The organism is Pseudomonas fluvialis (genome assembly GCF_002234375.1).
In the GTDB taxonomy this organism is placed as follows: domain Bacteria; phylum Pseudomonadota; class Gammaproteobacteria; order Pseudomonadales; family Pseudomonadaceae; genus Aquipseudomonas; species Aquipseudomonas fluvialis.
The window spans coordinates 1-19,805 of sequence record NZ_NMQV01000013.1 but is presented as its reverse complement, the minus strand read 5'-3'; the positions used below and the strand labels follow the sequence as shown (position 1 = coordinate 19,805).

Sequence of the window (19,805 nt, the reverse complement as noted above, 5' to 3'; positions counted from 1 at the left end):
CACGCCGCGTCGCAAGGAGGTTGAGCATGTCGACAGAAACCCCGCCGGGCGAAGCACCGGATAACCATCTCAGCGAACTGCAGAGTGACCCGCTGCTCCGTCACCTGCATGCGGTCATTCGCCAGATGATTCGCCTGCTGGCGATCCTCATGGTGCTGGTGATCATGTGGTGCATAGCCGACGTGGTGATGGTGCTGTACCAGCGGTTGATGGCGCCGCCGTTCATGCTGCTCAACCTGAATGATATTTTTGCCGTGTTCGCCGCCTTCCTGGCGGTGCTCATTGCCATCGAGATCTTCGCCAATATCACCCTGTACCTGCGTGACGACGTCATACACGTCAAGCTGGTGATTGCCACCGCACTGATGGCCGTGGCACGCAAGGTGATCGTGCTCGATACCAGCGTGATCGAGCCGGGTTATCTGTTCGGCATTGCTGGCATTGTCCTGGCGCTAGGCATTACCTATTGGCTGGTGAGCAGCAAGGCACGCACCTGACAGGCGGCGCCTCAGCCCACGGCCAGCACACAGATATGTCCCGGCTGCGGGTAGTGCCAGTGCACCTCCACATCCCACAGGCGTACGCCGTAGCGGCGTTGCGCGTCGGGTTGCTGATAGGCCGGACGCGGGTCCTGCGCCAGGCACTGTTCGATCAGCTCGCAGAGCGGCTGCTGCAGGCGCTGGGCATGCTGTACGGCGGACTGGCGGGCGGCGGCCTGCCAACTGACGGCAATGGCTTGCGGCGCCTGCGGGGCAATGGCATTGCGTGCCTCGGGCAGGCTGTCGGCATAGGGCACATAGGGCTTGATGTCGAGGATCGGCGTGCCGTCCAGCAGGTCGATGCCGGAAAGGTGCAGGCGGCCGGTCTCCACCTTGTCCAGGCGCACCACCGACTGGCCGATACCGTTGGGGCGGTGGGTGGCGCGGCTGGCGAATACGCCGATGCTCTGGTTGCCGCCCAGGCGGGGCGGGCGCACCTTGAGGCGCGGCTTGTCTTCCAGCGCCTGGTGGAAGAGGAAAATCAGCCAGACATGACTGACCTGCTCGAGGCCGGCCACGGCCTCGCCAGTGTTGAACGGTGGCAGCAGTTCGAGGATGCCGCGGGCCGCCGGGGCCAGTTGTGGCTGGCGCGGAATGGCGAATTTTTCCTTGAAGCAGGAATGCAGGATGCCCACCGGGCTGACGCTGTAGGGTGGCATGCTCATCCGCGCACCGCGCTGACCCCGGCCAGGGTGGCAAAGGAGGTGTCCTTGGCGGTGAGCAGGAAATCACGCATGAACGGCGCATCGAGCATGTCGGCACGAATCGCGGCGAACAGCGTGCAGTACAGGCCCTTGTCGCCCAGGCGCTTGGCGGTCACATAGCCACGCGAGCTGTACTCGTGCAGCGCCCAGTTGGGCAGGCAGCATACGCCGCGTCCGCTGGCGACCAGTTGCATCATCATCACCGTGAGTTCCGAGGTGCGCACCTGCGCCGGTTCGACATCGGCCGGCTCGAGGAAGCGGGTAAAGACGTCCAGTCGGTCGCGTTCCACGGGGTAGGTGATCAGGGTTTCCCGTGCCAGGTCTTCGGCCTGCACATAGGGGCGGCTGGCCAGGGGGTGCTGGTTGGCAACCGCCAGCAGGGCCTCGTAGGTGAACAGCGGTACGTAGGTGATACCGGGCATTTCCACCGGGTCGGCGGTTACCACCAGGTCAAGATCGCCACGCGCCAGCGCCGGCAGCGGGGCGAAGGAAAACCCCGAGGCCAGGTCCAGCTCGACTTCCGGCCAGGCATCGCGGAACTGGTCGATGGTCGGCATCAGCCACTGGAAGCAGCTGTGGCACTCGATGGCCATGTGCAGGCGACCTGCGGTACCGCCGGCCAGGCGCGCCAGGTCGCGCTCGGCGCCGCGCAGCAGCGGCAGGGCTTCGTCGGCCAGTTGCAACAGGCGCAGGCCGGCACTGGTGAAACGTACCGGCTTGGTCTTGCGGATGAACAGGGTCAGGCCCAGCTGGCTTTCCAGTTCCTTGAACTGGTGGGATAGCGCGGATTGCGTCAAGTGCAGGCGTTCGGCCGCCTCAACCAGGCTATCGGCTTCGCGCAGGGCTTGCAGGGTCTTCAGGTGGCGTATTTCCAGCATGAGCGGTTCTCAATGAGAGAAACTTGTGATGATCAAGAATACATTGAGTTTGTCTCATGTGCATGGGCTTGTCGAGAATGTCGTCATTCACAGACAAGGAGCACTATCCCATGGCATTGGCACATAACCTCGGCTTTCCACGTATCGGCCGCGACCGCGAACTGAAGAAGGCCCTGGAGGCCTACTGGAAGGGGGAGCTGGATGAAGCGGCACTGCGCGCAGTGGGCCAGCGGCTGCGCGCCGAGCACTGGCAGTTGCAGAAGGAGGCCGGCATACAGTTGCTGCCGGTCGGAGACTTTGCCTGGTATGACCAGGTACTCGGCCACTCGCTGATGTTCGGGGTGATTCCCGAACGTTTCCGTCCGCACAGCGGCCGGCCGACCCTGGACACCCTGTTCGGCATGGCGCGGGGCGTCAGTCAGGGGGGGGGTTGCGGCGCTACGCATGCCCAGGAGCTCACCAAGTGGTTCGACAGCAACTATCACTACCTGGTCCCTGAGTTCAGCGCGGAGCAGTCGTTCGCCCTGAGCTGGGAGCAGCTGTTCGAGGAGGTGGCGGAGGGGCGGGCCCTCGGGCATGCCCTCAAGCCGGTGCTGATCGGTCCCCTCACTTACCTGTGGCTAGGCAAATGCAAGGGGGCGGCATTCGACAAGCTCGATCTGCTGGAGCGCCTGCTGCCGGTCTATGGCGAGATCCTCCAGCGCCTGGCCGCGCAAGGCATCGAATGGGTGCAGATCGACGAGCCGATCCTCGCCCTCGACCTGCCGCAGGACTGGAAAACGGCTTTCGAGCGCGCCTACAACCTGCTGCAGAAGGAGCCGGGCAGGAAGCTGATCGCCACCTACTTTGCCGGCCTGGAGGACAACCTCGGCCTGGCCGCCGGCCTGCCGGTGGATGGTCTGCATATCGACCTGGTGCGCGCGCCGGAGCAGTTCCCGGCCATCCTCGACCGCCTGCCGGCCTACAAGGTGCTGTCGCTGGGCGTGGTCGACGGGCGCAATGTCTGGCGCAGTGACCTGCACGCCGCGCTGGCTATCCTGCAGCAGGCCCATGAGCGTCTGGGGGAGCGGCTGTGGGTGGCGCCGTCCTGTTCGCTGCTGCATTGCCCGGTGGACCTGTCCCGCGAGGACAAGCTGGATGTCGAGCTGAAAAGCTGGCTGGCCTTTGCCGTGCAGAAGTGTCGCGAAGTAGCCGTGCTGGCCAAGGCCCTGGGCGAACCGCAGGCTGTCGAGGTGCAGGCCGCGCTGGCGGAGAGCCGCCAGGTGCAGGAAAGCCGTCGTGCCTCGCCACGTATCCATAAGCCAGCGGTACAGGCGCGTGTGGCCGCCGTCACTGCGCAGCATTGCCAGCGCCAGTCGCCCTTTGCCGAGCGTAGTGCCCGGCAGCGCGCGCGGCTCAACCTGCCACTGTTTCCCACCACCAGCATCGGTTCCTTCCCGCAGACCTCGGCGATCCGCCTGGCGCGCCAGGCCTTCAAGGCCGGCAAGTTGTCCGCGGCGGAATACCGCGAGGCCATGTACAGCGAGATTCGCCATGCCGTGCAGGTGCAGGAGCGCCTGGGGCTGGACGTGCTGGTGCATGGCGAGGCCGAGCGTAATGACATGGTCGAGTACTTTGCCGAGCAGCTCGATGGCTATGCCTTCACCCGTTTTGGCTGGGTGCAAAGCTACGGCTCGCGCTGTGTCAAGCCGGCGATCATCTATGGTGACCTGTCCCGCCCACGGCCGATGACGGTGGACTGGATCAGTTATGCCCAGCGCTGCACCGACAAACCGATGAAGGGCATGCTGACCGGGCCGGTGACCATGCTGATGTGGTCGTTTCCGCGTGATGACATGTCCCGTGAGGAACAGGCGCGTCAGCTGGCGCTGTCCATTCGTGACGAGGTGGTTGACCTCGAAGCCGCTGGCATAGGGGTCATCCAGATCGACGAAGCGGCTTTCCGCGAGGGGCTGCCGCTGCGCCGGGCAGGCTGGTCGCACTACCTGGCCTGGGCCAGTGAAGCGTTCCGCCTGTGTGCCTCGGCAGTGCGCGACGAGACACAAATTCACACCCACATGTGCTACAGCGAGTTCAACGACGTGATCGAAGCCATCGCGGCCATGGATGCCGACGTGATTACCATCGAAACCTCGCGTTCGGACATGGAGCTGCTGGACGCTTTCGAGCGTTTCGAATATCCCAACGAGATTGGTCCGGGCGTCTATGACATTCACTCGCCACGCGTGCCGGATAGCGGCGAGATGCTCAAGCTGCTGCGCAAGGCCGCGCGGCGGATTGCCGTGGAGCGCCTGTGGGTGAACCCCGACTGTGGCCTGAAGACACGTGGCTGGGCGGAAAGCGAGGCGGCCCTGGCGAACATGGTGGCGGCGGCGCGCCAGTTGCGTCGTGAGTTGGCCGGCTGAGTGACGCGCCACTGGTCGGCTGTCACCAAACCGTCACGCTGCTGTGCTAGTGGCGTGACGGCGAGGGCGGCAGACTGCCGGCTTTGTCGCACGGTGCAAGGCCGTGTCCAGCTGGATGTCCCATTATGCGCGCTGTTCTACTCGGCCTGCTGCTCAGCCTGGCCTTGCCGGCCCTGGCCGGTGCTCACTGTTCGCCCCAGGTGGCTACCCGTTACCTGCAGCTGGATGGCCTGCGCCTGGCCTACCAGAGCATCGGCCGTGAGCAGGACCCTGCGCTGTTACTGGTCATGGGCCTGGGCGGGCAGTTGATCCATTGGCCTGACGAGGTGGTGCAGAGCCTGTGTGCCCAGGGGCTGCGGGTGATTCGTTTCGATAACCGCGATGTCGGCCTGAGTACCCTGCAGCCGATTCCGGCAACCCCCAACCTGAGTTACCAGGTGCTGCGTTATCGGCTCGGTCTTAGCCTGCAGGCGCCCTACAGTCTGCGCGACATGGCCGTTGATGCCCTGGCGCTGATGGATCACCTGCACATTCCGCGCTTTCACCTGCTTGGGGCAAGCATGGGCGGGATGATTGCCCAGCACCTTGCCGACCTGGCCCCGCAGCGGGTGATCAGCCTGACGCTGTTGATGACCAGTTCCGGTGACCATGGCCTTCCGCCGCCCAGCGCAGCGCTGCTGGATCTCCTGGCGCGGCGCACCGGCAGCAGTCGCGCCCAGGTACTGGCCCAGCAGGCCGAGTTGCTGGCCGCGCTGGGCAGCCCGCTATTGCCCGATGCGCGGCCGGACTTGCTGGCCGAGGCGGCGCGCGCCTACGACCGGGCCTTCAACCCGGAAGGCGTACAGCGTCAGCTGCTGGCCATTCTCGCCGAGCCCAGTCGCGTGCAGTTGCTGCGTCGCTTGCGCGTGCCCACCCTGGTGGTGCATGGCACGGCCGATCCGTTGTTGCCGGTGATGCATGGCGTGCATGTCGCGGCACATGTGCGTGGAAGTGCGCTGGTGCTGATTCCCGGCCTGGCACATCGCTTCCAGGGAGCTTTCAAACAGGCTCTGCTCGGCGCGGTGCTGCCGCACCTGCAGGCACATGGCGGGCGCGGCTGACACAGCGGACAGAACCCGCAGCGGGTTCGGCTTGGGCTACAATCCGCGCCTGCGTTTTTCCAGGCTACAGGATTGCCATGACCGCCCGTTTCGTTCATCTCCGTTTGCACACCGAATACTCCCTGGTCGATGGCCTGGTGCGGGTCAAGCCGCTGATCAAGGCGGTGGCGGCTGCCGGTATGCCGGCGGTGGCAGTGACCGACATGAGCAACATGTGCGCGCTGGTGAAGTTCTACAAGACCGCCATGGGCGGAGGTATCAAGCCGATCTGCGGTGCGGATATCTGGCTGGCCAGCCGCGACGAGGATGGCCCGCTGACCCGTCTGACCCTGCTGGCCATGGATGCTGGCGGTTACCGCAACCTGACCGAACTGATTTCCCGTGGCTGGACCGAAGGTCAGCACAACGACCTGGTGGTGATCCAGCGTGATTGGCTGAAACAGGCCAGCGCCGGGTTGATCGCCCTGTCCGGCGCCCGTGAAGGCGAGATTGGCCTGGCCCTGCTGGCGGGCGACATGGCTCAGGCCGAAGCCCTGTGGGCCGAGTGGCAGGCAGTGTTTCCTGAACGTTTCTATCTTGAGGTTCAGCGCACCAGCCGGGTTGGCGATGAGGAGTACCTGCATGCTGCGGTGGCTCTGGCCGAGCGGTGTGGTGCGCCGCTGGTGGCGACCAATGACGTGCGCTTTCTCAAGCAGGATGACTTCGAGGCCCACGAAACCCGCGTGTGCATCGGCGAAGGGCGCACCCTGGACGATCCACGCCGGCCGCGTAACTACTCCGACCAGCAGTACCTGAAGACCCCGGAGGAAATGGCCGAGCTATTCAGCGACCTGCCCGAGGCGCTGGAAAATACCGTGGAAATCGCCCGGCGTTGCAATATCGACGTGCAGCTGGGGACCTACTTCCTGCCGGACTTTCCCACGCCCAACGGCATGGGGATCGACGATTACCTGCGTCATGCCTCCTACCAGGGGCTGGAAGAGCGCCTGCAGGTCTTGCTGCCCAGGGACACGCCGGATTATGAGGCGAAGCGGCAGGTCTATGTCGACCGCCTGGAATTCGAGCTGGGTACCATCATTCAGATGGGCTTTCCCGGCTACTTCCTGATCGTTGCCGACTTCATCCAGTGGGCCAAGAACAATGGCGTGCCGGTTGGCCCGGGGCGCGGTTCGGGCGCCGGCTCGCTGGTCGCCTATGTGCTGAAGATCACCGATCTCGATCCGTTGGCCTACGACCTGCTGTTCGAGCGCTTCCTCAACCCCGAGCGGATCTCCATGCCCGACTTCGACGTCGACTTCTGCATGGACGGCCGTGATCGGGTGATTGACTACGTGGCCGACAAGTACGGGCGCAACGCGGTGAGCCAGATCATCACCTTTGGTTCCATGGCGGCCAAGGCGGTGGTGCGCGACGTGGCGCGGGTGCAGGGCAAGTCCTACGGACTGGCCGACAAGCTGTCGAAGATGATCCCCTTCGAGGTCGGCATGACCCTGGAGAAGGCCTACGAAATGGAGGAGCCGCTGCGCGAGTTCCTCAAGCACGACGAGGAAGCCGCGGAAATCTGGGAGATGTCGCTCAAGCTCGAAGGCATCACCCGTGGTACCGGCAAGCACGCCGGGGGCGTGGTGATCGCGCCGACCAAATTGACCGATTTTGCGCCGATTGCCTGCGACGAGGAGGGTGGCGGCCTGGTCACCCAGTTCGACAAGGATGACGTGGAGGCGGCCGGCCTGGTGAAGTTCGACTTCCTTGGCCTGCGTACCCTGACCATCATCAAGTGGGCACTGGAAACCATCCATCGCGAACAGCGCGCCAAGGGCGCCAGCGATGCCGAGCTGATCAACATCGACTTCATTCCGCTGGACGACAAGCCAACCTACCAGCTGTTGCAGAAAGCCGAGACCACCGCGGTATTCCAGCTGGAATCGCGCGGCATGAAGGAGTTGATCAAGAAGCTCAAGCCGGACTGCCTGGAAGACCTGATCGCTCTGGTGGCACTGTTCCGCCCGGGGCCACTGCAGTCGGGCATGGTGGATGACTTCATCAACCGTAAGCACGGTCGTGCCGAAGTGTCCTACCCGCACCCCGATTACCAGTACGAAGGCCTCAAGCCGGTGCTGGCGCCCACCTACGGCATCATCCTCTATCAGGAACAGGTGATGCAGATCGCCCAGGTGATGGCCGGCTACACCCTGGGTGGCGCGGACATGCTGCGCCGCGCCATGGGCAAGAAGAAGCCCGAGGAAATGGCCAAGCAGCGCGGCGGCTTCATCGAAGGCTGCGCCAACAACGGCATCGATGGCGAACTGGCGGGCAACATCTTCGACCTGGTGGAAAAATTCGCCGGCTACGGTTTCAACAAATCGCATTCGGCGGCCTATGGCCTGGTGTCCTACCAGACCGCCTGGCTCAAGGCGCATTATCCGTCGCCCTTCATGGCGGCGGTGCTCTCGGCGGATATGCACAACACCGAGAAAGTGGTAACGCTGATCGAGGAGTGCCGCAGCATGAAGCTGCGCATCCTCGCCCCGGATGTGAACAACTCCGAGTTCAAGTTCACCGTGGACGAGGAGGGGCGCATCGTCTACGGCCTGGGCGCGATCAAGGGGGTGGGCGAAGGCCCGGTGGAAGCCATCGTCGAATGCCGCAATGCCGATGGGCCGTTCAAGGACCTGTTTGATTTCTGCGCGCGGGTCGATCTCAAACGCATCAACAAACGCACCCTGGAGGCGCTGATCCGTGGCGGTGCGCTGGATCGCCTGGGGCCGTATTTCCACGACGAGGCCAAGGCCTACCAGGCCAATCTCGATCGCAATCGCGGGGTGTTGCTGGCGGCCATGGAGGAAGCCGTGCAGGCTGCCGAACAAACCGCACGTAGCGCCGAGAGTGGGCACATGGATCTGTTCGGCGGGCTGTTCGCCGAGCCGGAGGCGGATGTCTACGCCAACCACCGGCAGGCCCGCGAGCTGTCGATCAAGGAACGCCTGAAAGGTGAAAAGGACACGTTGGGCCTGTACCTGACCGGCCACCCGATCGACGAGTACGAGGGCGAGATCCGCCGTTTCGCCCGCCAGCGCATCGTCGAACTCAAACCGGCGCGCGACACCCAGACGGTAGCCGGGATGATCGTCAACCTGCGGGTGATGAAGAACAAGAAGGGCGACAAGATGGGCTTCATCACCCTTGACGACCGCTCCGGGCGCATCGAGGCCTCGCTGTTTGCCGACGCCTTCGCCAGCAACCAGGCACTGCTGCAGAACGACGCACTGGTGGTGGTCGAGGGCGAGGTCAGCAACGATGACTTCTCCGGTGGCTTGCGCCTGCGTGCCAAGCGGGTGATGAGCCTGGAGGAAGCGCGTACCGGGCTGGCCGACAGCCTGCGCCTGCGCCTGTCGCATCAGCAGCTGCAAGGTGATCGCCTGCGTTGGCTGGGCGAACTGCTGGCGCGCCATCGCGGCGGCTGTCCGCTGGCCATCGAGTACAGCGGCGAACAGGCGCGTGCTCTGCTCAGCCTGGGGGAGGCCTGGCAGGTGGAGCCGGGCGATCTGTTGCTGCAGACCCTGCGTGACCAGTTCGGCAAAGACAACGTCTTCCTGCACTACCGCTGACAGGCCCAGCCCGCAGTATCGACCACGCGCGGTCTATCCCTTAAGGTAGACCGCTGACAGGAACCGGCCACAGGCCCCATGAGCACGACGGAAAGCCGATGAACCCGAATTTTCTCGATTTCGAACAGCCGATCGCCGACCTGCAGGCCAAGATCGAAGAGTTGCGCCTGGTGGGTAGCGACAATGCGCTGAACATCAGCGACGAGATTGCCCGCCTGCAGGACAAGAGTCGCAGCCTGACGGCCAGTATCTTCAGCAACCTGAGCAGCTGGCAGATTGCCCAGTTGGCCCGCCACCCGCGCCGCCCCTATACCCTGGACTACATCGAACAGCTGTTCAGTGAGTTCGACGAACTGCACGGTGATCGTCACTTTGCTGACGACCCGGCGATCGTCGGTGGCGTAGCACGCCTGAATGATCGTCCGGTGATGGTCATCGGCCACCAGAAAGGCCGCGATGTGCGCGAGAAGGTACGCCGCAACTTCGGCATGCCGCGCCCGGAAGGCTACCGCAAGGCCTGCCGTCTGATGGAAATGGCCGAGCGCTTCAAGCTGCCGATCCTCACCTTCATCGACACCCCGGGCGCCTATCCGGGCATCGATGCCGAGGAACGCGGGCAGAGCGAGGCGATTGCCTGGAACCTGCGGGTCATGGCCCGCCTGAAAACCCCGATCATCGCCACGGTCATCGGTGAGGGCGGCTCCGGCGGTGCGCTGGCCATCGGCGTGTGTGATCGCCTGAACATGCTGCAGTACTCGACCTACTCGGTGATTTCCCCGGAAGGCTGCGCTTCGATTCTCTGGAAAACCGCCGATAAGGCGCCGGAGGCGGCCGAAGCCATGGGTATTACCGCCGAGCGTCTGAAAGGCCTGGGCATCGTCGACAAGGTGATCAGTGAGCCGCTGGGTGGTGCCCATCGTGATCCGGCGGCAATGGCCGAGGGGCTGCGCAACGAGCTGCTTGAACAGCTGGACACCCTGGCGACCCTGGACAGCAGCGAGCTGCTGGCCCGGCGTTACGAGAAGCTGATGAGCTTCGGCGTCGCCTGAGTCCGACCTCTCCTCACTGCGCCTGGCTGACTGGCCTGGCGCAGTGCTTCCCTGCCATCCGGCCCGCGCCATGTCCCTCGAATATCGCCTCCTGCAAGCCCTTTCCGCCTGGCGTGGCGCGCCGCGCTGGAGTGTGGCGCTGTCCGGCGGGCTGGATTCCCTGGTGCTGTTGCATGCGCTGAGCCGCCTGCGTGAGCAGCATGCCTTGCCGCCTCTGCGTGCCCTGCATGTGGCGCATGGCCTGCAGGCCGTAGCGGAAGACTGGCCGGCGCACTGCCAGACCTGCTGTGAGGCCTGGCAGGTACCGTTTGAGGTGCTCGCGGTGCAGGTGCTGCGTGAGGCCAGTCTGGAGCAGGCAGCGCGCCAGGCACGCTATGCGGCGCTGGGGGCGCAGCTGCAGGATGGTGAGCTGCTGTTGCTCGCCCAGCATGCCGACGACCAGGTGGAAACCGTGCTGCAACGCCTATTGCGTGGCACCGGCGTGCGCGGACTGGCCGGCATGCCGAGCGTGCGGCCGCTGGCTGCTGGCTGGCTGTTCCGCCCGCTGCTCAACGAGTCGCGCGCCACGCTGGCGGCTTATGCCGAACAGCATGCGTTGCGCTGGGTGGACGACCCGAGCAATCTGGATATGCGCTTCACGCGCAACCGCCTGCGTCACCAGGTCTTGCCGGCCCTGCGTGAGCATTGGCCAGGCGTGGACGCCAGCTTGCGCCGCTGTGCCGAACAGGCCGCTGAGGCGCAGGGTTTGTTGGATGAGCTGGCGGTAACCGACCTGGCCGCAGCGCAACAGCCCGCTGCCTGGGACTGGCTGGGCTTGCCGCAGCTGGCACTGGCGCCGCTGCGCGCGCTGTCCCAGGCCCGTCAGCGCAATGCCCTGCGGCACTGGTTGGCGCCGCGCACTCTGCTACCGGATGCGGCCCATTGGGCCGGCTGGGAAGCCTTGCGTGACGCCGGCGAGGATCGCCAGCCCGTGTGGCGCTTGCACGCTGGCGAGTTGCGCCGCAGTGCCGGGCGGCTCTTCTGGTTGTCCGGTGACTGGTGCGTGACGCCCGAGGAACCGCCGGCTTGGACGAGACAAACGTCTCTGGCATTGCCGGGGAATGGTGTGCTGCATGTGCAGGGCGTCTTGCCGGCTGGACAGGTAAGCGTGCATTACCGGCGCGGTGGCGAGCTGCTCTGTCTGCCTGGGCGTGGTCAGCGCGATCTCAAGCGTTTGTTCAACGAGCGTGACGTGCCAGCGTTCCTCCGGCAGCGCTGGCCGCTGCTGGCCATCGACGGACAGTTGCGTGCGGTGGCGGGGCTAGCCGGTCTGGATGGCCGGCAGTGCGGTGACTGGCAGGTGCAGTGGCAGCCGCCGCCTTCGTCGTGAGCAAAATGCCGCAGTGGCAATAATTGAGCTGGCGAGGCCTTTCCGGTAGACTACGCTCCCGTCTTGTTAGTGCTTCTGTGGTTTCCTTCGGAACCCGCAGCGGCTAGCTTATTTCAGGCTGGTTTTCCCAGCCTGTGCTTTCACCCCGGCGGCCTGACCGCTTGAACGCTGACTTCTAGGATTTTTCATGACGCGCTACATTTTCGTCACGGGTGGTGTTGTTTCTTCTTTGGGGAAAGGCATCGCTTCGGCTTCACTGGCGGCTATCCTGGAGGCGCGGGGCCTGAAGGTCACCATGCTCAAACTGGATCCGTACATCAACGTCGATCCGGGCACCATGAGCCCGTTCCAGCATGGTGAGGTGTTCGTCACCCACGATGGCGCGGAAACCGACCTCGACCTGGGCCATTACGAGCGGTTCATCCGCACCACCATGACCCAGAACAACAACTTCACCACCGGCCGCGTCTATGAGTACGTGCTGCGCAAGGAGCGTCGCGGTGACTATCTGGGGGCGACCATTCAGGTCATCCCGCATATCACCGACGAGATCAAGCGCCGCATCATCAAGGGTGCCGGTGATGCCGACGTGGCCCTGGTGGAGATCGGCGGTACGGTGGGTGATATCGAATCGCAACCGTTCCTCGAAGCGATTCGCCAGCTGCGCGTGGAAGTCGGTGCCAAGCGTGCCATGCTCATGCACCTGACCCTGGTGCCGTACATTGCCACTGCCGGCGAGACCAAGACCAAGCCGACTCAGCACTCGGTCAAGGAGCTGCGCTCCATCGGCCTGCAGCCGGATGTGCTGGTGTGCCGCTCCGATCACCCGATCGACCTGTCTTCGCGGCGCAAGATTGCCCTGTTCACCAATGTCGAAGAGCGCGCGGTCATCGCTCTGGAAGACGTCGATACCATCTACAAGATTCCTGGTGTGCTGCATGCCCAGGGCCTCGATGACATCGTCGTCGAGCGTTTCGGCCTGCAATGCCAGCCAGCTGACCTGTCCGAGTGGGATCGTGTGGTGGATGCCAAGCTGCATCCGGAGAAGGAAGTCACCATTGCCATGGTCGGCAAGTACATGGAATTGCTGGATGCCTACAAGTCGCTGATCGAGGCGATGAGCCATGCCGGCATCCAGAACCGCACCAAAGTCAATATTCGTTATATCGACTCGGAAGATATTGAAACCCAGGGCACCGACCTGCTGCAGGGCGTAGATGCCATTCTGGTGCCGGGTGGCTTTGGCCTGCGTGGCGTGGAAGGTAAGATCCGCACCGTGCAGTACGCCCGCGAGAACAAGATTCCCTACCTGGGTATTTGCCTGGGTATGCAGGTCGCGGTTATCGAGTATGCACGTAACGTACTGGGCTGGGCCGATGCCAATTCCAGCGAGTTCGATCCGAACTCCAGCCACCCGGTAGTAGGTCTGATCACCGAATGGCAGGATGCTGCCGGTAGCGTCGAGGTGCGTACCGATGCCTCCGACCTGGGCGGCACCATGCGTCTGGGTGCCCAAGAGTGCCAGTTGCTGGAGGGTTCCAATGTGCATGCCTGCTACGGCAAGGCGCGTATTGTCGAACGCCATCGCCATCGCTACGAAGTGAACAACAATCTGTTGCCGCAGTTGCAGCTGGCCGGTCTGAATATCACCGGTCGTTCCGCCGATGGTGCGCTGGTTGAAGTGGTCGAGGCGCCGGATCATCCGTGGTTCGTGGCCTGCCAGTTCCATCCGGAGTTCACCTCCACGCCGCGTGACGGTCATCCGTTGTTCAGCGGTTTCGTCAATGCTGCGCTGGCCCAGAAGGCGCGTCAGGCATGAGTCAGAAGACCATTCGCGTTGGCAATATCGACATTGCCAACGACAAGCCATTCGTGCTGTTCGGCGGTATCAACGTCATCGAGTCGCGCGACCTGGCGCTGCGCGCCTGCGAGGAATACGTGCGGGTCACCGAGAAACTCGGCATCCCCTATGTGTTCAAGGCCAGCTTCGACAAGGCCAACCGCTCGTCCATTACCTCTTTCCGTGGCCCTGGCCTGGAAGAGGGCATGAAGATCTTCGAGGAAGTGAAGAAGACCTTCGGCGTGCCGGTGATTACCGATGTGCATGAACCCTACCAGGCCGCACCAGTGGCCGAAGTCTGCGACATCATCCAGCTGCCGGCCTTCCTGTCGCGGCAGACCGACCTGGTGGTGGCCATGGCCAAGACCGGTGCGGTGATCAACATCAAGAAGGCGCAGTTCCTCGCCCCGCAGGAGATGAAGCACATCCTGCGCAAGTGCGAGGAAGCCGGTAATGATCAGCTGATCCTCTGCGAGCGTGGTTCCTCCTTCGGTTACAACAACCTGGTGGTAGACATGCTCGGCTTCGGCATCATGAAGCAGTTCAACTACCCGGTGTTCTTTGACGTGACCCACGCCCTGCAGATGCCGGGTGGCCGTGCCGACTCGGCGGGTGGACGACGTGCTCAGGTCACTGATCTGGCCAAGGCCGGCATGAGCCAGGGGCTGGCCGGCCTGTTCCTCGAAGCGCACCCGGACCCGGATAACGCCAAGTGCGATGGCCCCTGCGCCCTGCGCCTGGACAAGCTGGAGCCCTTCCTCAGCCAGCTCAAGCAGCTGGATGACCTGGTCAAGAGCTTCCCAACTATCGAAACCGCTTGAGCCTGCCGCTTGCAGCCTGAAGCTTCGCAGCTACCCAACGGAGTACCAACAACAATGGCAAAAATCGTCGACATCAAGGGTCGTGAGGTTCTCGACTCCCGTGGCAACCCCACCGTGGAGGCCGATGTAATCCTCGAAGGCGGCATCATCGGTAGCGCTTGTGCGCCATCCGGTGCTTCCACCGGTTCCCGCGAAGCGCTGGAACTGCGTGATGGCGACAAGAGCCGTTACCTGGGCAAGGGCGTACTCAAGGCCGTAGCCAACATCAATGGGCCGATCCGTGACTTGTTGCTGGGCAAGGACGCGACTGATCAGCAGGCCCTGGACCGCGCGATGATCGAGCTGGACGGTACCGAGAACAAGGCCAAGCTGGGCGCCAACGCCATCCTCGCCGTGTCCCTGGCCGCGGCCAAGGCTGCCGCCCAGGCCAAGGGCGTGCCGCTGTACGCGCATATTGCCGATCTGAACGGTACCCCGGGCGTCTACTCCATGCCGGTGCCGATGATGAACATCATCAACGGCGGCGAGCACGCCGACAACAACGTCGATATCCAGGAGTTCATGGTCCAGCCGGTCGGCGCCAAGAACTTCGCCGACGCCCTGCGCATGGGCGCCGAGATCTTCCATCACCTCAAAGCCGTGCTGAAGGCCCGTGGCCTGAACACCGCGGTGGGTGACGAGGGCGGCTTCGCGCCGAACCTGGCGTCCAACGAAGATGCCCTGGCCGCCATCGCCGAGGCCGTGGCCAACGCCGGCTACACGCTGGGCACCGACATCACCCTGGCCCTGGACTGCGCATCGAGCGAGTTCTTCAAGGATGGTCAGTACGACCTGGCTGGCGAAGGCAAGGTGTTCAGCGCCGAAGGTTTCGCCGACTACCTGGCCGGTCTGACCCAGCGCTACCCGATCATCTCCATCGAAGATGGTATGGACGAGTCCGACTGGGCTGGCTGGAAAGTCCTGACCGACAAGATCGGCGAGACGGTGCAGTTGGTTGGCGACGACCTGTTCGTTACCAACACCAAGATTCTCAAGCGTGGCATCGAAGAGAAGATCGGCAACTCGATCCTCATCAAGTTCAACCAGATCGGCTCGCTGACCGAGACCCTGGAAGCCATCCAGATGGCCAAGGCCGCTGGCTTCACCGCGGTGATCTCGCACCGTAGTGGTGAAACCGAGGACAGCACCATCGCCGACCTGGCCGTGGGTACTGCCGCAGGCCAGATCAAGACTGGCTCGCTGTGCCGCTCCGACCGCGTGTCCAAGTACAACCAGCTGCTGCGTATCGAAGAGCAGTTGGCTGGCAAGGCACCCTACAAGGGTCGCGCCGAGTTCCGCGGCTGATCCTGCCACCCCACAGCGGCAAGACCTGTGGGGTGGGAATTTGCCTGCCGCGGTAAACATGCTAAAAGGGCAGCGCTCCGGCATAGCTTCTGTGCCTGCTGCCCTTTTTTATGGATAGCCCTCCCCATCATGTCGAAAGCTCCGTTCTGGCTGTTTTTCGCGTTGTGCCTGTTGCTTGCCGGCCTGCAATATCGCTTGTGGCTGGGCGACAACGGCTTGGCGGAGATTCGTGCGTTGCAGGAGCAGATTGCCGAGCAGAAGGGTGAGAACGAGCGCCTGCTGGAGCGCAATCGCATCCTCGAAGCCGAAGTGCTGGAACTCAAGAGCGGTATGGAAACCGTCGAAGAGCGCGCCCGCCACGAGTTGGGCATGGTTAAAGAGGGTGAGACCCTCTACCAGTTGGCGCAGTGATGGATAGCCTGCCTGCCTTCTGGGTGGTGATACCGGCTGCCGGTATCGGTAGCCGCATGCGTGCGGATCGCCCCAAGCAGTATCTGCAGGTGGCTGGGCGCACGATTCTCGAACACAGTCTGAGCGGCTTTCTCGACCATCCACACTTGCGTGGCCTGGTGTTGGCGCTGGCCGCTGACGACCCCTGGTGGCCAACCTTGTCCTGCGCCGCGGATGCGCGTATCCAGCGCGTGCGGGGCGGCGCTGAGCGTGCCGACTCGGTGCTGGCCGGCCTGGATTATCTGGCCGGGATAGGGGTGCCGGATGAGGGCTGGGTGCTGGTGCATGATGCGGCGCGTCCCAACCTGGCGCGCAGCGATCTGGACAAGCTGCTGCACAGTCTGGCGGATGATCCGGTAGGTGGCCTGCTAGCCGTGCCGGCGCGGGATACGCTGAAGCGTGCGGGGGCGGACGGGCGAGTTTGCGCAACGGTCGATCGCAGTGTCATCTGGCAGGCCTACACACCGCAGATGTTCCGCCTGGGAGCATTACGCAAGGCATTGGCCGAAGCACTGGCGGCGGGGGTGGCGATTACCGATGAGGCATCGGCCATGGAGTGGGCCGGACAGGCGCCGCGGCTTATCGAAGGGCGTGCCGACAACCTCAAGGTGACCCGCCCGGAAGATCTCGAATGGCTTCGTCAGCGCTGGGCGCTGCGCGACGCCTGAGCAGACAGCCCTTCGCGCAGGTGCTCGACCAGCAGACGTACCTTGGGTGAGAGGTGGCGTTGTTGCGGATACAGCGCCCACACGGCGGTATTCGGCGGGCGCAGGTGTTCCAGCAGGGAAACCAGCGCGCCGCTGCGCAGATGCGTTTGCACGTAGTAGTCCGGCAGTTGGCACAGGCCAACGCCGTGCAGTGCGGCATCGAGGACTGCCTGCCCGCTGTTGCAGCGCCAGTTGCCGGCTACCCGCACCTGTACTTCACGGCCCTGCTCCTGGAAATGCCACAGGTCGCTGCTGCCAATCAGGCAGTTGTGCTCGCTTAGCGCGCTCAGGTTGGCCGGCTGGCCGGCGCGCTGCAGGTAGGTCGGTGCGGCGCACAGGTACATAACCCGCGGCGCCAGGCGCGTGGCTACCAGGCGCGAGTCCTGCAGGCGACCCAGGCGGATAGCCAGGTCCAGGCCTTCCTGCAGCAGGTCGAGTGGCCGGTTGTCCAGCTCGATATCTACCCTCAATTGGCTGTGTCTGGACATGAACTGGTTGACCAGGGGGACGATGAAGCGCTCGCCATAGGCGACTGCGCACGTCATGCGCAGCAGCCCCTTGGGCTCACCGGCCAGGTCACCCACGGCACGCAGTGCTTCCTCGCGGGCATCCTGCAGGCGGCGGCAGTGCAGCAGGAAGGTCTGTCCGGCCTCGGTCAGCGCCACGCGGCGGGTGCTGCGGTAGAACAAACGGGTCTGCAGGCGCTCTTCCAGGCGTGCGACCTGACGGCTGACCTGCGAGGTAGACAGTCCCAGGCGTTTACCGGCCGCCGCGAACTGGCCGCATTCGGCGACCGCGACGAACTCATCCAGACCATCCCAGCGATTCATGGATTATTCCTTATTGGCAATAATGTTTTGCAGGGCGACGGATTATCCCTGAATTAGCAGTGATCTACACTGGCGTCACTTCAGAACGCCTGCAGGAGCCTTTCCCATGATCAAATCCCGTGCCGCCGTGGCCTTTGCCCCCAACCAGCCGCTGCAGATCGTCGAGGTCGACGTGGCGCCACCCAGGGCTGGCGAGGTACTGGTGCGTATCGTCGCCAGCGGTGTGTGCCACACCGACGCCTACACCCTGTCCGGTCAGGACAGCGAGGGGGTGTTTCCGTGCATCCTTGGTCACGAGGGCGGTGGCATCGTCGAGGCGGTGGGCGAGGGGGTGACCTCGCTGGCGGTCGGTGATCACGTGATCCCGCTGTACACGGCCGAATGCCGCGAGTGCAAATTCTGCACTTCTGGCAAGACCAACCTGTGTCAGGCGGTGCGCGCCACCCAGGGCAAGGGCCTGATGCCCGATGGCACCACGCGCTTCTCCTACCAGGGCCAGCCGGTCTATCACTACATGGGCTGTTCGACCTTTTCCGAGTACACGGTGCTGCCGGAAATCTCCCTGGCGAAGATTCCCAAGGAAGCACCGCTGGAGAAGGTCTGTCTGCTCGGCTGTGGTGTGACCACCGGCATCGGCGCGGTGCTCAACACCGCCAAGGTCAGCGAGGGCTCCACGGTGGCGATCTTCGGCCTGGGCGGTATCGGCCTGGCAGCCATCATCGGCGCCAAGATGGCCAAGGCCGCGCGAATCATTGCCATCGATATCAACCCGGCCAAGTTCGACGTGGCGCGTGAATTGGGCGCCACCGACTTCGTCAACCCGCAGGACTACGCCAAGCCGATTCAGGAGGTGATCGTCGAGATGACCGATGGCGGCGTCGATTATTCCTTTGAGTGCGTCGGCAACGTGCAGCTGATGCGTGCGGCGCTGGAGTGCTGCCACAAGGGCTGGGGCGAGTCGACCATCATCGGCGTGGCGCCGGCCGGCGCCGAGATCAGCACCCGCCCGTTCCAGCTGGTCACCGGACGGGTGTGGCGCGGCAGCGCCTTCGGCGGCGTGAAAGGGCGCAGCGAGCTGCCGGGCTATGTGGAGAAATCGCAGAAGGGCGAGATTCCCCTGGATACCTTCATTACCCACACCATGGGCCTGGACGAGATCAACAGCGCCTTCGAGCTGATGCACGAAGGCAAGAGCATCCGTACGGTCATCCACTTCTGAGGGCGCCGCGATGACTCTGGAACTTCTTTCCAGTAACCGCAGTTTCGGCGGCTGGCACCGGCGCTATCGCCATCGCTCCAGCACGCTGGATTGCGACATGCAGTTTGCCGTCTACCTGCCACCGCAGGCCGAGCAGGGGGAGCGCTTGCCGGTTCTCTACTGGCTCTCGGGGCTGACCTGTACCGATGAGAACTTCATGCAGAAGGCCGGCGCGCAGCGCGTCGCTGCCGAGCTGGGACTGGTGCTGGTGGCGCCGGACACCAGTCCGCGAGGCGAAGGTGTGCCGGGCGATCCCGAGGGCGCCTGGGACTTCGGTCTCGGCGCCGGCTTCTACCTGAATGCCAGCGAGCAGCCCTGGGCGCGCCACTACCGTATGCATGACTACGTGGTACATGAGCTGCCGGCGCTGATCGAAGCGCACTTGCCGGTTAGCGAGCGGCGCGGTATCAGCGGGCACTCCATGGGCGGGCATGGTGCCTTGGTTTGTGCGCTGCGCAACCCGGGACGTTATCGCTCGCTGTCGGCTTTCGCGCCGATCAGTAATCCACAGGATTGTCCCTGGGGCGAGAAAGCGTTTTCCCGCTACCTGGGCGAAGATCGTGCCACCTGGCAGGCGTGGGATGCCTGCACACTGCTGGCTGGGGCTACACAGAAGTTGCCGATCCTGGTTGATCAGGGCGAGGCGGACAGCTTCCTTGAGACTCAGCTCAAGCCCCTGGCGCTCAAGGTGGCGGCCGAGGCGGTAGGTTATCCACTGACCCTGCGCCTGCAGCCGGGTTACGACCACAGCTACTACTTCATCGCCAGCTTTATCGAGGACCACCTGCGTCATCATGCGGCCGCTTTACGGCAGCCATAGGCGTCCAGTTGCAGGTAGGCGCAAAAGGACATGCCAACCTCAGGTCGAGCGCCAGGATGATGCGCTTGCCGCTTGCCGCTTGC

16 protein-coding genes are annotated in these 19,805 nt (G+C 63.9%); 13 read left to right on the top strand and 3 right to left on the bottom strand.

Going from position 1 to position 19,805, the window contains the following annotated elements; translation table 11 throughout:
• Nucleotides 1–26: 26 nt before the first annotated feature.
• Entirely contained in the window at nucleotides 27–497 is a 471-nt protein-coding gene (locus CFY91_RS07285; RefSeq protein WP_093985690.1) for a phosphate-starvation-inducible PsiE family protein, read from the top strand.
• Between the two features lie 11 nt (nucleotides 498–508).
• Here the strand turns inward: CFY91_RS07285 and tsaA are convergent, their stop codons facing one another.
• Nucleotides 509–1,198: a tRNA (N6-threonylcarbamoyladenosine(37)-N6)-methyltransferase TrmO gene (gene tsaA / locus CFY91_RS07280; protein ID WP_165765314.1), complete on the bottom strand. Its 690-nt coding sequence runs from the start codon at nucleotides 1,196–1,198 to the stop codon at nucleotides 509–511.
• A 2-nt stretch (nucleotides 1,199–1,200) separates the two neighbouring features.
• Complete coding sequence (gene metR, locus CFY91_RS07275) at nucleotides 1,201–2,121, bottom strand: transcriptional regulator MetR (protein ID WP_093985688.1); 921 nt, start codon at nucleotides 2,119–2,121, stop codon at nucleotides 1,201–1,203.
• Nucleotides 2,122–2,231: 110 nt separating this feature from the next.
• Here metR and metE point away from each other — a divergent pair, with 110 nt between their 5' ends.
• The 10 genes from metE (at nucleotide 2,232) to ispD (ending at nucleotide 16,775) form a co-directional block, all read left to right on the top strand.
• Nucleotides 2,232–4,526, top strand: a complete 2,295-nt coding sequence (metE, locus tag CFY91_RS07270; protein WP_093985687.1) for a 5-methyltetrahydropteroyltriglutamate--homocysteine S-methyltransferase — start codon at nucleotides 2,232–2,234, stop codon at nucleotides 4,524–4,526.
• 125 nt (nucleotides 4,527–4,651) lie between these two features.
• Nucleotides 4,652–5,626, top strand: a complete 975-nt coding sequence (locus tag CFY91_RS07265) for an alpha/beta fold hydrolase (protein ID WP_093985686.1) — start codon at nucleotides 4,652–4,654, stop codon at nucleotides 5,624–5,626.
• A 77-nt stretch (nucleotides 5,627–5,703) separates the two neighbouring features.
• On the top strand, nucleotides 5,704–9,234 hold the full coding sequence (gene dnaE, locus CFY91_RS07260) for a DNA polymerase III subunit alpha (RefSeq protein WP_093985685.1): 3,531 nt from the start codon (nucleotides 5,704–5,706) through the stop codon (nucleotides 9,232–9,234).
• A gap of 98 nt (nucleotides 9,235–9,332) precedes the next feature.
• Nucleotides 9,333–10,283, top strand: coding sequence for an acetyl-CoA carboxylase carboxyl transferase subunit alpha (accA, locus tag CFY91_RS07255; protein ID WP_093985684.1), 951 nt, complete (start codon nucleotides 9,333–9,335; stop codon nucleotides 10,281–10,283).
• Between the two features lie 70 nt (nucleotides 10,284–10,353).
• Nucleotides 10,354–11,652 carry a tRNA lysidine(34) synthetase TilS gene (gene tilS / locus CFY91_RS07250; protein WP_093985683.1) on the top strand — a complete coding sequence of 433 codons (1,299 nt, stop codon included), beginning with the start codon at nucleotides 10,354–10,356 and terminating at the stop codon, nucleotides 11,650–11,652.
• A 187-nt stretch (nucleotides 11,653–11,839) separates the two neighbouring features.
• Entirely contained in the window at nucleotides 11,840–13,471 is a 1,632-nt protein-coding gene (locus CFY91_RS07245) for a CTP synthase (RefSeq protein WP_093985682.1), read from the top strand.
• Nucleotides 13,468–14,313 carry a 3-deoxy-8-phosphooctulonate synthase gene (kdsA, locus tag CFY91_RS07240; RefSeq protein WP_093985681.1) on the top strand — a complete coding sequence of 282 codons (846 nt, stop codon included), beginning with the start codon at nucleotides 13,468–13,470 and terminating at the stop codon, nucleotides 14,311–14,313. Before CFY91_RS07245 ends, kdsA begins: the two co-directional genes overlap by 4 nt.
• A gap of 54 nt (nucleotides 14,314–14,367) precedes the next feature.
• On the top strand, nucleotides 14,368–15,657 hold the full coding sequence (gene eno, locus CFY91_RS07235) for a phosphopyruvate hydratase (protein ID WP_093985680.1): 1,290 nt from the start codon (nucleotides 14,368–14,370) through the stop codon (nucleotides 15,655–15,657).
• A gap of 129 nt (nucleotides 15,658–15,786) precedes the next feature.
• Complete coding sequence (ftsB, locus tag CFY91_RS07230; RefSeq protein WP_371870537.1) at nucleotides 15,787–16,068, top strand: cell division protein FtsB; 282 nt, start codon at nucleotides 15,787–15,789, stop codon at nucleotides 16,066–16,068.
• Complete coding sequence (ispD, locus tag CFY91_RS07225) at nucleotides 16,065–16,775, top strand: 2-C-methyl-D-erythritol 4-phosphate cytidylyltransferase (RefSeq protein ID WP_093985679.1); 711 nt, start codon at nucleotides 16,065–16,067, stop codon at nucleotides 16,773–16,775. The genes ftsB and ispD overlap by 4 nt, the downstream gene beginning before the upstream one ends.
• Here ispD and CFY91_RS07220 read toward each other — a convergent pair.
• On the bottom strand, nucleotides 16,748–17,644 hold the full coding sequence (locus tag CFY91_RS07220) for a LysR family transcriptional regulator (RefSeq protein WP_093985678.1): 897 nt from the start codon (nucleotides 17,642–17,644) through the stop codon (nucleotides 16,748–16,750). The two genes, ispD and CFY91_RS07220, sit on opposite strands and share 28 nt — an antisense overlap.
• A 106-nt stretch (nucleotides 17,645–17,750) precedes the next feature.
• Between CFY91_RS07220 and CFY91_RS07215 the strand changes: the two genes are divergently transcribed.
• Nucleotides 17,751–18,863 (top strand): S-(hydroxymethyl)glutathione dehydrogenase/class III alcohol dehydrogenase, encoded by a 1,113-nt coding sequence (locus CFY91_RS07215; protein ID WP_093985677.1) that lies wholly within the window; start codon nucleotides 17,751–17,753, stop codon nucleotides 18,861–18,863.
• A gap of 10 nt (nucleotides 18,864–18,873) precedes the next feature.
• On the top strand, nucleotides 18,874–19,722 hold the full coding sequence (gene fghA / locus CFY91_RS07210; RefSeq protein ID WP_093985676.1) for an S-formylglutathione hydrolase: 849 nt from the start codon (nucleotides 18,874–18,876) through the stop codon (nucleotides 19,720–19,722).
• The last annotated feature ends 83 nt before the right edge of the window (nucleotides 19,723–19,805 follow it).